Consider the following 13512-nt stretch of genomic DNA (forward strand, 5'->3'; position numbering starts at 1 on the left):
AAAAAGGAACTACATTTCTGTAATTCCTTTTTAATTTATTGAGATGCTTTTGTTATCGCTCTAAATAACAAATGCTGTTAAACCATTTCAACAAATAAACCATCGTCGGTTTTGCTAACTTTAGCAACACCAAGTTTTGTTAATCCTTTTACGGTTTTATCCCATTTTTTATTGCTTAAACCAGATTGGCTTTTTAAGTCGTTTAAATCTATAGGCGAATTTTTCTTTAAGATTTCGAAAACTGCTTTTTCCTCTTCATTCATTGGAACCGCTTTTTTCTCAGGTCTCATTTGAGGGAAGAATAACACTTCTTGTATAGATTGGTTGTTTGTTAAAAACATAATTAACCTATCCATTCCAATTCCCATTCCAGATGTTGGAGGCATACCATATTCTAAAGCACGTAAAAAGTCTTCATCTATAAATTCAGTTGCTTCATCATCACCTTTTTGAGCCAGTTTTAATTGGTGCTCAAAACGTTCGCGTTGGTCTATTGGGTCGTTAAGTTCAGAATAAGCATTTGCTATTTCTTTACCACAAACCATAAGTTCAAAACGCTCTGTTAATTCTGGATTATCTCTATGTTCTTTACATAACGGACTCATCTCTTTTGGGTAGTCTGTAATAAATGTTGGTTGGATGTAATTACCTTCACATTTTTCACCAAAAATTTCATCTATTAATTTTCCTTTACCCATAGTAGCGTCAACATCTATTCCCATGCCTTTAGCAGCATCAAAAATTTCAGCTTCCGTTTTACCATTAATATCAAAACCGGTAAATTCTTTTATAGAATCTGCCATTGTAATACGTTTGTAAGGTGCCTTAAAGTTTACTTTGTGTTCTCCAAAAGTAGCTTCGCTAGTTCCATTTACTGCAATAGCACAATGTTCTAAAAGTTTCTCGCAGAAATCCATCATCCAGTTGTAATCTTTATAAGACACATAAATTTCCATTGCTGTAAATTCAGGATTGTGAGTTCTGTCCATTCCTTCGTTTCTAAAGTTTTTAGAAAACTCATAAACACCATCAAAACCACCAACAATTAAACGTTTTAGGTAAAGCTCGTTAGCAATTCTCATGTATAACGGAATGTCTAAACTGTTATGATGCGTCATAAAAGGACGTGCAGCAGCTCCTCCAGGAATAGGTTGTAATATTGGAGTTTCTACTTCAAAGTAACCAGCGTCGTTAAAGAAATTACGCATGGCGTTAAATAACTTTGTACGCTTTACAAATACTTCTTTTACATGTGGGTTTACAGCTAAATCTGCGTAACGTTGTCTGTATCTCATTTCTGGATCTACAAAGGCATCGTGTGCTTTTCCTTCTGCATCAATTTTTGGTAATGGTAAAGGTTTTAAAGATTTACTTAATAAAGTGAAGTTTTTAACTAATACCGTTTTTTCACCAACCTTAGTTGTAAATAATTCTCCTTCAATACCAATAAAATCGCCAATGTCTAATAATTTTTTATAGACATTGTTATATTTACCTTTATCTTCTCCTGTACAAATTTCGTCTCTATTAAAATAGACTTGTATTCTGCCTTCGCTATCTTGTAACTCTGCAAAACTTGCATTACCTTGAATACGACGAGACATTAAACGTCCAGCAATAACTACCTGTTTACCTTCCTTAAATTCCTGTTTTATCTTTTTTGATGTTTCAGAAACTGGAAATAAATCGGCTGGATATGGGTTAATACCCATTTCGCGAAGCTTTGCTAGCTTTTCTCTTCGTACGAGCTCTTGCTCTGATAATTGTGACATAATAAATTTTTGTTTAAGCTTGCAAAGATAATGCTTTGTAACAAATCGCAATAGTTTGCGTCCTATAATTAAATCATCAATCATCACTGAGCGTTGTTCAGTTTAAAATCAAATCAAATTATGAGTATCTGGAGAGTTATCCTATCAATTATTTGTCCACCTTTAGCAGTCTTAGATAAAGGTTGTGGCTCAATATTAATTACTTTTTTATTATGGCTTTGTGGCTGGGTTCCAGGCGTTATTGCGGCTTTAGTAATATTAAATAACCCTAAGAAGTAATATAAAGTGTGTCCTTAATATGTATACACAATCCTAATTGCTATTAGTTTTTTTAAATAGTGTTGTTTTAATTGCTGATAAAATTCATCTGTAAAAGGATTGTTTAGTAACAATAGGCAGTAGGTTACTCTTATCTAAAAAAGCTGTTTTATTCTTAATTTATTGTAATTTTGTAGACTATGAATAAAAAAATTGCACTTCAAGACTTAGGTTCTAAGGATTTTAAAGACACTTGGGATTACCAAGAAGAATTGTTTAAAGGTGTTTTAGAAACTAAAATTAAAAACAGAAGAGAAGACGCTGGTTTAGAAACCAATAATTACTTTTTGTTTGTCGAACATCCTCATGTTTATACTTTAGGTAAAAGTGGAGATATTTCTAATTTATTATTAGATGAAAAACAACTTACCGAAAAAGGAGCAACTTTCTATAAAATAAATAGAGGAGGAGATATTACATATCATGGTCCAGGACAAATTGTGGGTTATCCTATTTTAGATTTGGACAATTTTTTTACAGACATTCATAAATATCTTCGTTTTCTTGAAGAAATGATAATCCTTACGCTTGAAGAATACGGTTTAAAAGCGGAACGTTCTCCTGGAGAAACAGGTGTTTGGCTTGATGTTGGAAAACCATTTGCTAGAAAAATATGTGCATTAGGAGTTCGCGCCAGTCGTTGGGTAACAATGCATGGTTTTGCTTTAAATGTAAATGCAGATTTAGGATATTTTGATAATATCATACCTTGTGGTATTCGTGGAAAAGCTGTGACTTCTCTTAATGTAGAATTAGGGAAAAAAGAGATTGACGAAGCTGAAGTTAAAAGCAAACTATTAAAGCATTTTACTACGCTTTTTGAAGCTGAATTTATTAATAATTAAAGTTGAAAGACTTTAAGCTATACATACTTAATGTAGTTTTAATTTTTATAGTTGGCTATTATATACTTCCAGATTTTTCGTTAAAAACAAGCGATTTTTATAAAGTTTCAGGTGTGCTTTCTTCTGCTAAAATCGAAACTAAAAACGATGGTCGTTCCCGAGAGTATGGCCTTAGAAGTGTTATTGGTAAACGACTAATTTTAAACCTTAGCGATAGGGAGCTTCATGAATATTACATTTCAGATATTTACAAAAAGTATTGGGAGACTTTACTAAATCCTAATGCTATTGGGCAAGAACTTGTATTGTATTTAGGAGTAAGTAAGGAGCAAGAAGATCCTTTTAGAATTGAGCTTAACAATAAAATAGTCTACGATACCGATGTAAGTTTTTATAGAAACTTATTAATTATGCTTTTTACTCTAGCATTAACAATAAGAAATCTATACTTCTATTTTAAAAGCGAAGAAATTGTCGATTTTACAACAGATTTAAAAACCGAGAGTCATTCGTTTAGTACTTTTATAAAACGTAAAGCTATCGGTTTGCGCGATTTCTTTTTGGGCTCTGGCAAACTTTAATTAAAAGTTGTTTTTTTATTCTTTATTAATTTAGTTTCTTCATTTTAACAACAAATTGTAGTCTTATTCTTTCTTTTTTCAACTAAACAGTGTTTTTTATCGATGTTTTAGTTCTTTATATCGGTTTTTAGTCTTGATTACCTATTTTCGTAGTCCCTAAATTGATTAAACATGAATATTAGATTGACAGTACTGTCTTTCGTTGTAATATCCCTTATTACAACAAAGGCGATTTCGCAAGTAGGTATTGGTAATACAAATCCAGATGCATCTTCTGCATTGGATATTACATCTACAACACAAGGATTATTAACTCCCAGAATGACAACTACCGAAAGACTTGCTATAGCAAGTCCAGCAGATGGTTTGCTTGTTTACGACATAACAGAGAATTCCTTCTTTCATTGGGATGATACTTCTTGGGAAAAACTTTTAACAGGTTCCTCTGTACCAGAAAACACGAGAGATAATTATAAATTAGTAAAAGATATTTCTGACCTAGCAGATGAGTTAGCAGCTGGTTTAGGTGCTAAATATGTTTTGAATGAAGATTATCTATATGAAATAAATGGTATTGTTAATGTAGATTATAGTATAGATTTAAATGGTGCAAACCTTGTAGGTCGTGATACTGGAGAAGATGTTTTGGTAAATGCATCTGGTGCAACTTTATTTACTGGTGCCAATGGAGGACGCTTAAAAGATATTTTAATAAATGGAGGCGGACAACAGGTATTTGATATCACTAGTGATGGAGTACAAAGTATGTTAGGTTATAGTGTAATTATTACTAATGCCTCTTCATTAGGAACATTAAGTAGCTTTAATGCTGTGTTTTTTGAAGTATTACAAGTGGTAAATACAAATAACGGCTTTAATATATCTACAATAAACTCCTTATTTATTGATAAAGTATTTTGGACAGAAAGTAATAGTGGAACTTTTTTAACGCTTTCTAGCACTTTTCAGAATTTGCAAATAGCTAACGGAAGAGTAGCTGTGGGAACTGGTGAAGTAGGTCTAGATGTAAGTGCAAATCCAACTATTGGAACTTCAGCATCATTAACAGGGATTAATTTTACAGGTGCTGGAACGAGGGTAATACCTTATACAGTAGATACATACTCGGGTTACAATTTTAGTAATTTCTGGGATGTAGATTGCCAGGGAATTCCTCAAGAAACCGATAACAATGCCATTGGAGATTATAATTTAAGTTTTACTACAGGAACAGGAAACACCACTAATTATACAGGAAATGGAGTGCCAGTAAAAATAGTAGGAACAACCGCTACAAATAATTTATTTAGGTTTAGTGCGGTTGGTAGTAATAGGTTGGTTTATGAAGGTAAAAGAACACGGTATTTTACAGTAACAACAAGTATTTCTTTTAGAGGTGTTTCTAATAATGATGTTTTATTATTTTATATAGCAAAAGGTAACAGCGGAGATGCTACAGCAACACCTGTATATAATACAACAACAGCTAGAGAGATTGGTGGTAATTTTGATATTGGAGCAGCAGCTGTTGTTGGTACTGTACAGTTAGCTCCAGGAGATTTTATAGAATTATGGACAGAAAGAAACTCTGGGTCCGGATCATCTGTGTACATTGCATCGCTCTATACAGTAATTCGATAAAAAAATATTGAAATAAATAAAAAAAGCGGCCTTTAGAAATAAAGGTCGCTTTTTTATTTAGCAATTTTTTAAACCGTTAAGAAGTGATTTTAACTATCGCTATTTTTTAAAATATTTATTTAGGTTACTCTACAATTTCATAATCAATATCTAATTTTCGTAAAGACCTTAAAGCTGAACCTGAGTTTTTATCAGATACTTCAATATCTACAGCATCTCCTTCTAAAAGAATATCTGTAAGTTCGTTTGCTAAAGAATCACTAATATTAGAAGAGACTTCTGCAATACATTTAGATATTGCTCTTCTATCTGGTCTTTGGGCATCGCAAGACAATAAGTTTAATTTCATAATTATAATTTGTAAATGCAATATACCGCAGTAGTCATTAATTAAGACCGAAATATAGTAACATGAGTAATAGTTTCTAAGTTCGACTATTTTTTTGATATAGTCAAGTAGGTTAGCAATCCAAAAAAAAGATTAATCTTTTAAAGCTTGTTTTTGCTCTTCGTTATTAATTATTTGTTTTTTTATTGCTTGATGTAAAATCGTTTTAGCTTCGGCAAACGATATGTTGTAACGTCTGTGGAATTGATGAAATTCCTTTGGGAACTCTTTTAATAAATCAGCGTAGTAGGTGTCGAGTTCTATTTGTGTAGGTAATTCGAATTTTATTTTTAATTGAAAACGCCTTAGTAATGCGGTGTCTATAACATCGCTGTAATTTGTTGCAGCAATTAAAAGGGCGTCGTTAGGATAATAATCTATAAGTTGAATAATAGTGTTGACCAGACGTTGCATTTCGGCAGAGTCTTTTTTATCATCATTTCTTGATGCTCCTAAGTAATCGAACTCATCTATAAATAAAACAGCTTTTTCTAAAGCTGCTTTTTTAAATACTTCAGAAACATTTTTAGACGTTTCTCCTAACCTTGCCGAGACAATAGTACTTAAGTCTATGCTGTAAATTTTCTTGTTTAAATGTTTTGCAATTGCTTTTGCAGTAGTTGTTTTACCGCAACCTGTATGTCCATATAACAATATCTTATTGTCTACAGATAAACTGTATTTACTTAGTGCTTCTATATGAGAAAACTCTTTTAAGAAAGTAGTTAAAATAGTTTTGTTTTCTTCGCTAAATTGAATATCCTTAAATTCAATTTTTGCTTCATCGTTAACTATTAAATTAGAAATCCCCATTTATAAACTAATTAAGCTTCAGCATTAAAAAACACTTTGTAATAATGCATTTTCTTTTCTTCGTCGTAACCACGTTCTAAATATTCTTGAGCAGCATCGGGAGCATCGATATCTAGTTTTATCTGGATATTCGTATCTAACTTAATATCTGTTTTAATTTTCTTTTTATCCTTTTTTACAACAGCTTCAGCAAGATCAAATTGATTACGTAATACTACATTAAGTTCGTCTTCGTATTCTTTCTTGAAATCTTCAAATTGTTGAATGTGCTTTTCTTCAGTAAAAACTTCTTCTTTAAAGCGTTCGATATTTACAATTTCATTTTCCTTAAAATAGTCGATTGTTTTTGCTAAAAAGATATTTCTTTCTTGCTCACCATAACTGGTTTTTAAAATTTCGGTAGAAAACTCACTGCACATATCTAGGTAATTATGGGTGTGGTTATTACTATCGTCTGCATATTTTATATTTAAAAACTTTTCTAGCCAATATTGTGCATCGTAACTATTATTATCTACAGTTAAAATAATATTACCTTCCATATCTGTTTGATTTAAAATTAAACAGCCTTTGTCTACTTTTCTAGAAGATATTCCTTTTTGTACTAATACATCGTAACTGTTATTTTCTAAATAGGTTTGAAAGAAATCTATCTTGTTTTCAATTTTAAAAATACCAATAGCATTAGTTACCATTTCTTTGTATTCGATACCTTCGAAAACAGCAACCAAAACATCTCCTGTTTTTATTTGTGCAGAATTACTTTGCTCGTACAAATGCTTTACAATATTTTTTGAAGCTTCTACGAAGGCATCATCATCGTTAAAGATGTTTTTGGCGTAAGCATTAATTTCATTTAATTCCACATTTGCGTGGTGATTAAAACGATAACTCTGTACTACAGATCCAAATGGTCTTAGTAAAAAGGGTAACATAAGTTCATAACTGTCTTCGTCAAAATGCACTTCTTGATCTGAAAAAGCATTTTTTGTATCGTTATGTTTATTACCTACTTTATGAATTATAAATTTAGAAATAGTTGCGGCTTTACGTGTAATCATCTTAAAAATGGAAGTTTATATTTCGAACTACAATAGTAAACATTTCAGCAGAAAAAAGGAATAAAAAAACCGAAGACTTTGCTTCGGTTTACTAAGTTTTATATTAAAAATTAATCTTCTTACGTGTCCTGTAGTTTTCATTTTACAGCTAACTATCTTGAGAATAATACGATGGTTTTTTGTTTTCTAGGAATGGTAAATAAGCTTTAATTTATCTCGTATAATAAAATACTATTACTGTCTCCTTTCGTAACAAACTCTATACTATTGTCGTTATCAATATTATCTAGTTCTATAGAAGAGTTTCCATATACAGGGAAGTTTTCTATAGGTTTTGCTTGGCTATCGAACAACAATACTTTTTGAGATTGTAAATCGGTTACAGAAACATAGATTTTATTTTTAAGATAAAAGATTTTTAAAGGTGAATAGTTACCTAAATCTAATTCAAGTCTATTACTTTTTATATTAAGAATGTTCTCGTTTTGCGATGCTAAAGTTTTAGTTGTTGTTGCTAAATGATGCTTTTTCGTTAAATTATATGCTTTGGTATCAACTTTTCCATTTTGGTCTATGCTAATTATTTTACCATCTGCAGTTGTAGTTGTAAATGTATTATTGTAATTATAAATAGCCTCGTTAGAGAATTCTAAATCTGTAGCAATCTTAACTCTAGTTTGTCCTCTTCTAGTTAAAATATTTAGTTTATTATCGGTTTTAATAAGGACGTAATCTTTATTCCCAATTCTAATATGTTGCGGCTGATGATTAATAGTTTTTTTAGCCGAAGAAAATTTAAAGCCTTTAACTGTTTTTCCTTTGGCATCGTAAAGTAACACGTTTTTATCTTGCGTTATAAATAGGCGGTATTTTTTTCTTTTATCATAATCGAAAACCGAAAGCGGCTGTGTAATCTTATCATTGAACTTTAATGGAAATCCAGTAACATCTCTTCCTGTTCGGTCTAATAAATACACTCGATTTGGTGTTGCGAAGGCTAATTGTAACCTTCCGTTTTTATAAATATCAATTTGTTCTATCTTACCTAAAACGGGACCGTTAAGTTGTTTTTTCCAAAGAATATTCCCAATATTAGAAATCAAATAGAGCTTGTTATTGATATCTTGAACAATAATTTCTTTTTGCTTTGTTCTGTGGTTGGTTACAAATTGTGGGTCGTTTAGTAAATCTGCATCAAGTCTAATATTTAGTAACTCTGTAACAGCATTAGCTTCTGCTTTTATTTTATTCTTTTTAATAGCGCCATGAAGGTGTGCGTAATGTGTATCGTAAACAAATTGTAATGCCGAAATCTTATAATCTTTAAAATTGTTTTCTAGGTGTACGTTTAGATTTAAGTCTAATAAATCTTTAAGCTTATCGTTACTTAAAATTTGTAAAATTGAAGATTCGTTACTAAGATTTTTTGTTATATTTTTATAATAATCGCGACTGCTTAAAGTGGTTTTATTTAAGTAATTAGCAATAATATTCTCTAAGGTTTCTATGTCCCTTGCGAAAACAAAAAACTGATCTATTACAAAATAGTATTTAGCTTCGTTGTAATTTATTAAAGGATAGAATACGGTTTCAAACAATTCTGGTTTGCTAAAATCGTAAATAGGAATCTGTCTAAAGTTTTCTACTTCATTATTTTCACTTATAAGTTGGTCTTTAGTCGAGATAACATCTATAGAGTTTAAAACAAGAGCTTGGTTTTCTCCCGAAAATATCGATCCTACTTCAATAATATTATCGAATAATCCAGTTACGGTTGTGCTATCTTCTTTTTTATTAAAAGCATCTAAATTTGTCTTTAGTGTATTAAAATTATTGAAAGTAAAACTTAAAAACCCATCACTGTTGTTTGGAGCAATTTTAGCCAACTCGTTTTCTTGAGGAGTGGTGTTTTTAAAAATATTAATTAATGTGTTAGATGAATCTGAAGCTTTAGTAATACCATTAAAAAGTATTTCATCTTGAGAAATTACAGCATCAATAGAAGTGTAATCACTAAAATTTTTAAACAAGAGTGTTTCAGAATTAAAAAACGAGTGTACTAAGTTTTTCTCAGGGTTACTTAAAATTATCGAAATGGGCTTGTTATTGTTTATAGTGCCAATAATTTTTTTACGCGCTTCGTTTTTATCTTCTTTTGTGATAATAGTTTTTAAAAGATTGCTATTTGAGGCTGCTATAGCTATGCTGTCTTTAAAAGTTGTGTATAGTATTTCGTTATTATACGTTATTTTTTGAACAGGAGTATTTGCAATTTGTAGTGTTTCTACCTTATGGTTTGGTAAAGAATCTATAGAGAAAAGATTAGCAATTTGTTTTGTAGAAATTGTAAATCCAAGACTATCATTTTTGTCTTTTAAAAAAGAGATAACAACGGGATTTTCGGTGTTTAAATAATCTAAATGCTTTAATTTTTTAGAGATATTTTTATAAACCAATGATGAAGAAAGACTACTAATAAAAGCATTATTATTAAGGTTGGTTTCTAAACTTTCAGTATCGTTTATAGTAACAATAATGGAGGCTTCATCAGGAATAAAATCGTAAATAGATGCTTTTTTATAGCTATTGCTATTACAGCTAACTAATATTGTTAATAGAATTAATATTATCGATATACGCTTCATTATATAGTAGAGGGATTTTTGTACATTCAAAATTACAATTCTAATTTTAATTGTTCGGGTAAAAGTTTAAAGCTTTTTCTATGGTATTTTGTCGCACCATATTTTCTAATAGCTTCTCGGTGTTCTTTTGTAGGGTAACCTTTGTTTTGTTTCCAATTATACATTGGGAATTCTTCGTGAATCTTACACATGTATTCATCACGATATGTTTTCGCTAAAACCGAAGCAGCAGCAATGCTTAAAAACTTACTATCTCCTTTTACTATGGTCTCAAACGGAATGTCATTTAAAGGTTTAAACCTATTGCCATCAATAATAATAAATTCGGGAGTAGGTTCTAATTTTAAAATCGAACGTTGCATGGCTAAAATCGAAGCATTAAGAATGTTTATTTTATCAATTTCATTTTCAAAAACATGGGTAAATGCAAACGAAACAGCTTTGTCTTCTATAATAGGTTTTAAAAAATTACGTTTAGTTTCAGAGAGTTGTTTAGAGTCATTTAAAATTTTATCCTTAAAAGTTTTGGGTAAAATTACAGCAGCAGCAGTTACAGGTCCAGCAAGGCAACCTCTGCCAGCTTCATCTGTTCCGCATTCTAACTCAAATTTCGAATATTTTAATTTTAGCATTTAAAAAGTTTAAACAAGTTCATTTGTATAATTCTTAACAAAAAATAGTATTATTAATTGTAATATTATCATCCATATTAAAATATTATTTAATATGTGTATGCGTTTCTAAGTTTAAAGGCCAAACAAATTGAGATATTTCATATTTTTGACAAAACTTTAAATTTACACCTAGATCTTACTTTGTTAGGCTAAAAATAGATATCATTTAATGAATAAAATAATTTTTACATTTTTTTTAATATGTTTTGTTAGCATTACTTATGCTCAAACAGAGCCAAAGCGGTCGCTAGGGAAATTAAACGATACAAAATCAGTCAGTAGTTCTGAAGAAGGAAGTGTCAGAAACGACAGTCTATCAAGAGGTAAAGGTAAGGGAGTTAAAAATGAAAAAGCTAAAATTACCGATTACCTTATTATTACTCATAAAAACGATACAACCTATCTAGATACTACACTTACAATTCAAAAAGAATACAAATACAATTACCTAAGAAAGGACGAATTTAATTTAATGCCTTTTGCCAACATGGGTCAAACGTATAATACATTAAGTGAAGATTTTCAAAGTATCTCATTGCTTCCAGAATTTGGAGCTAGAGCAAGGCATTTTAATTATATGGAAATTGAAGATATTAACTATTTTCATGTTCCAACACCTCTAACGGAGTTAATGTATAAATCAGCTTTCGAACAAGGACAACTTTTAGATGCTCTTTTCACTGTAAATACATCTAAACAATTTAATTTTTCGATAGCCTATAAGGGATTACGTTCTTTAGGTAACTACCAAAACAACCTTACAAGTACTGGTAATTTTAGATTTACTACCAGTTATAAAACAAAAAACAAAAAGTACGTAGCAAACCTTCATTTTGTGTCACAAGACCTTTTAAATGAAGAAAATGGTGGGTTAACAGACGAAAGTGTCACTTTTTTCGAATCTGGAGATAAAGATTTTGACGATAGAGGAGTGCTTGAAGTAAATTTCGAAGATGCCGAAAGCATTCTAAGAGGAAAAAGGTTTTATCTAAACCACAAGTATAATGTTATTAGTAATACCGATTCTCTTTCTAATAACAATCTAAACGTTACTCACATTATGTCTCTAAAAGATAAGAATTATAGGTTCGAGCAAACTACCAGTAATGAAATTTTTGGATCAAGCTTCAAAACCACTGGTCTTAGAGACGAAGTAACACTAGAAGAATTTAGTAATCAACTTCAATTAAATTATTCTAACAGTTTAATTGGGGATGTACAATTCAATACAACACACACAAACTATAATTATGGATACAATAAGTTAGTAGTATTAGAAGGAAATACAATTACAAATAGACTAAAAGGGGATATTCTTGCAGTAGGAGGTAAGTACAAAAAACAAATAAAAGGATTCAATCTTAAAGGAGAGTTGGGTGTAAATGTTTCCGGAAGTTTTGTGGGTAATTTTATAAATGCAGAAGCATCTTATAAATTAAACGACGATTTAAGCGCATCGGCTCAAATCAATAATAACACTGCGGCGCCAGATTATAACAAACAATTATATCAAAGTGATTACACTAATTATAATTGGGAAAACCAATTCAATACAGTGAAAACACAACAAATAGCGTTTAATCTTAAATCTAAAAAAATAGCAGATATTACATTAGACTTAACAACAATAAACGATCATGTTTACTTCGGACTAGATCCTGTAACAAACCTTGTAAAACCATTTCAAAACGATAAATCAATAACCTACCTTAGGTTAAAAGCAAGCAAAGAAATCAAATACCGAAACTTTGCTCTAAACAATACCGTAATGTATCAAAACGTTCAAGACGAAAACGAAGTCTTTAACGTACCACAAGTAATAACACGTAATACCTTATATTACTCAAATCATTTGTTCAAAAAGGCAATGTATTTACAAACCGGTGTCACGCTTAATTACTTTACGTCATATAACATGAATGGTTACGACCCAGTTTTAGCCGAGTTCTATACTCAAAATGAGCAAGAATATGGTGGCTTTCCAAGATTAGACTTCTTTGTAAATGCAAAAATTCGCCAAACAAGAATCTACATAAAAGCCGAACATTTCAATGCGGCCTTTACCGGTCGAGACTATTATTCGGCGCCCAATACACCATTCAGAGATTTCAAAGTGCGCTTTGGTCTAGTCTGGAACTTCTTTATGTAAAACAATTTCTTGGGCGTTACCTCTTAGGTCGGGCTTTCGGCAGTCGCTCTCTGCGAGGAGCTTCAACAAAGCCTCAATCCCTAACGCGGGTAAACAGTTGTAAACAGTATAAATTCAAAGGTTCGTTTTTATAATCTCAATGTGATTATAAATAACGAACCTTTTTTTAGTCACAACGTTTTTAAAAAAGATAATCAGATAAAAGAGAATATATAAAAGAATAAATGGCTTTGTTAATGCAAAATAAAATTAAATTTTAAAGGCATCGAATAAATTAAAGTATCCAATAACTATATGTTTACTATTTAATAATATTAAAGTGTTCAATACACAAGTAAAACTAAGTATATATAATAAGGACAATTAGTATCAAAAACACAATAAAAAAATAGCAGTTTAACTGCTTGATTAATAATGGTTAAAAGATGCTCTTAAAAATAATAACAAAAAACATAAAAATAAAGGTTGCGTAAGAAAAAAACGGTTGTACATTTGCAGCCGCTTAGCGCCGCAGTCACAACGACAAGGTGTAAAGCGAAGTTCATTACCAAGACGAAATAAAATAATATAAAAAAGATTCAAAAAAGTCTTTTTATATTAAATAAAGGTTGTAAGTTTGCAGCCG

The 13512-nt window shown here is 30.6% G+C and carries 11 protein-coding genes; 5 read left to right on the forward strand and 6 right to left on the reverse strand.

Going from position 1 to position 13512, the window contains the following annotated elements; all coding sequences use genetic code 11:
* Positions 1-77 precede the first annotated feature (77 nt).
* Complete coding sequence (gene lysS, locus Q0935_RS14295) at positions 78-1772, reverse strand: lysine--tRNA ligase (RefSeq protein ID WP_299253154.1); 1695 nt, start codon at positions 1770-1772, stop codon at positions 78-80.
* Between the two features lie 120 nt (positions 1773-1892).
* On the opposite strand from lysS, the gene Q0935_RS14300 reads away from it, so the two are divergent.
* The 4 genes from Q0935_RS14300 (at position 1893) to Q0935_RS14315 (ending at position 5157) form a co-directional block, all read left to right on the forward strand.
* Positions 1893-2051: a YqaE/Pmp3 family membrane protein gene (locus tag Q0935_RS14300; protein ID WP_299253152.1), complete on the forward strand. Its 159-nt coding sequence runs from the start codon at positions 1893-1895 to the stop codon at positions 2049-2051.
* Positions 2052-2230: 179 nt separating this feature from the next.
* Positions 2231-2935: a lipoyl(octanoyl) transferase LipB gene (gene lipB / locus Q0935_RS14305; protein WP_299387604.1), complete on the forward strand. Its 705-nt coding sequence runs from the start codon at positions 2231-2233 to the stop codon at positions 2933-2935.
* Between the two features lie 2 nt (positions 2936-2937).
* Positions 2938-3516 (forward strand): hypothetical protein, encoded by a 579-nt coding sequence (locus Q0935_RS14310; RefSeq protein ID WP_299387607.1) that lies wholly within the window; start codon positions 2938-2940, stop codon positions 3514-3516.
* Between the two features lie 171 nt (positions 3517-3687).
* The gene (locus tag Q0935_RS14315) at positions 3688-5157 is read left to right on the forward strand and encodes a cell wall anchor protein (RefSeq protein ID WP_299387611.1); all 1470 of its coding nucleotides are present in this window, start codon (positions 3688-3690) and stop codon (positions 5155-5157) included.
* A 124-nt stretch (positions 5158-5281) separates the two neighbouring features.
* Here Q0935_RS14315 and Q0935_RS14320 read toward each other — a convergent pair whose 3' ends face one another.
* The 5 genes from Q0935_RS14320 to Q0935_RS14340 form a co-directional block, all read right to left on the reverse strand.
* Positions 5282-5506 (reverse strand): hypothetical protein, encoded by a 225-nt coding sequence (locus Q0935_RS14320; RefSeq protein WP_299387615.1) that lies wholly within the window; start codon positions 5504-5506, stop codon positions 5282-5284.
* Positions 5507-5638: 132 nt separating this feature from the next.
* On the reverse strand, positions 5639-6358 hold the full coding sequence (locus Q0935_RS14325) for an AAA family ATPase (protein ID WP_299387618.1): 720 nt from the start codon (positions 6356-6358) through the stop codon (positions 5639-5641).
* An 11-nt stretch (positions 6359-6369) separates the two neighbouring features.
* A complete protein-coding gene (locus Q0935_RS14330) occupies positions 6370-7419 on the reverse strand; it encodes a nucleoid-associated protein (RefSeq protein WP_299387620.1) in 1050 nt (349 codons plus the stop codon).
* 206 nt (positions 7420-7625) lie between these two features.
* Positions 7626-10064, reverse strand: coding sequence for a ribonuclease HII (locus tag Q0935_RS14335; protein ID WP_299387622.1), 2439 nt, complete (start codon positions 10062-10064; stop codon positions 7626-7628).
* 32 nt (positions 10065-10096) lie between these two features.
* Positions 10097-10696: a ribonuclease HII gene (locus Q0935_RS14340; RefSeq protein ID WP_299253128.1), complete on the reverse strand. Its 600-nt coding sequence runs from the start codon at positions 10694-10696 to the stop codon at positions 10097-10099.
* Between the two features lie 211 nt (positions 10697-10907).
* Here Q0935_RS14340 and Q0935_RS14345 point away from each other — a divergent pair, with 211 nt between their 5' ends.
* Complete coding sequence (locus tag Q0935_RS14345; RefSeq protein WP_299387640.1) at positions 10908-12887, forward strand: putative porin; 1980 nt, start codon at positions 10908-10910, stop codon at positions 12885-12887.
* Positions 12888-13512: the final 625 nt, after the last annotated feature.

This window comes from uncultured Lacinutrix sp. (assembly GCF_947500605.1).
Taxonomy (GTDB): domain Bacteria; phylum Bacteroidota; class Bacteroidia; order Flavobacteriales; family Flavobacteriaceae; genus Lacinutrix.

Bases quoted from the DNA above. Each gene is read 5' to 3' on its own strand.
- Q0935_RS14300 (WP_299253152.1), top strand. From the start codon at position 1,893: ATGAGTATCTGGAGAGTTATCCTATCAATTATTTGTCCACCTTTAGCA.
- lysS (WP_299253154.1), bottom strand. From the start codon at position 1,772: ATGTCACAATTATCAGAGCAAGAGCTCGTACGAAGAGAAAAGCTAGCA.
- Q0935_RS14330 (WP_299387620.1), bottom strand. From the start codon at position 7,419: ATGATTACACGTAAAGCCGCAACTATTTCTAAATTTATAATTCATAAA.
- Q0935_RS14345 (WP_299387640.1), top strand. From the start codon at position 10,908: ATGAATAAAATAATTTTTACATTTTTTTTAATATGTTTTGTTAGCATT.
- lipB (WP_299387604.1), top strand. From the start codon at position 2,231: ATGAATAAAAAAATTGCACTTCAAGACTTAGGTTCTAAGGATTTTAAA.
- Q0935_RS14320 (WP_299387615.1), bottom strand. From the start codon at position 5,506: ATGAAATTAAACTTATTGTCTTGCGATGCCCAAAGACCAGATAGAAGA.
- Q0935_RS14315 (WP_299387611.1), top strand. From the start codon at position 3,688: ATGAATATTAGATTGACAGTACTGTCTTTCGTTGTAATATCCCTTATT.
- Q0935_RS14325 (WP_299387618.1), bottom strand. From the start codon at position 6,358: ATGGGGATTTCTAATTTAATAGTTAACGATGAAGCAAAAATTGAATTT.
- Q0935_RS14335 (WP_299387622.1), bottom strand. From the start codon at position 10,064: ATGAAGCGTATATCGATAATATTAATTCTATTAACAATATTAGTTAGC.
- Q0935_RS14340 (WP_299253128.1), bottom strand. From the start codon at position 10,696: ATGCTAAAATTAAAATATTCGAAATTTGAGTTAGAATGCGGAACAGAT.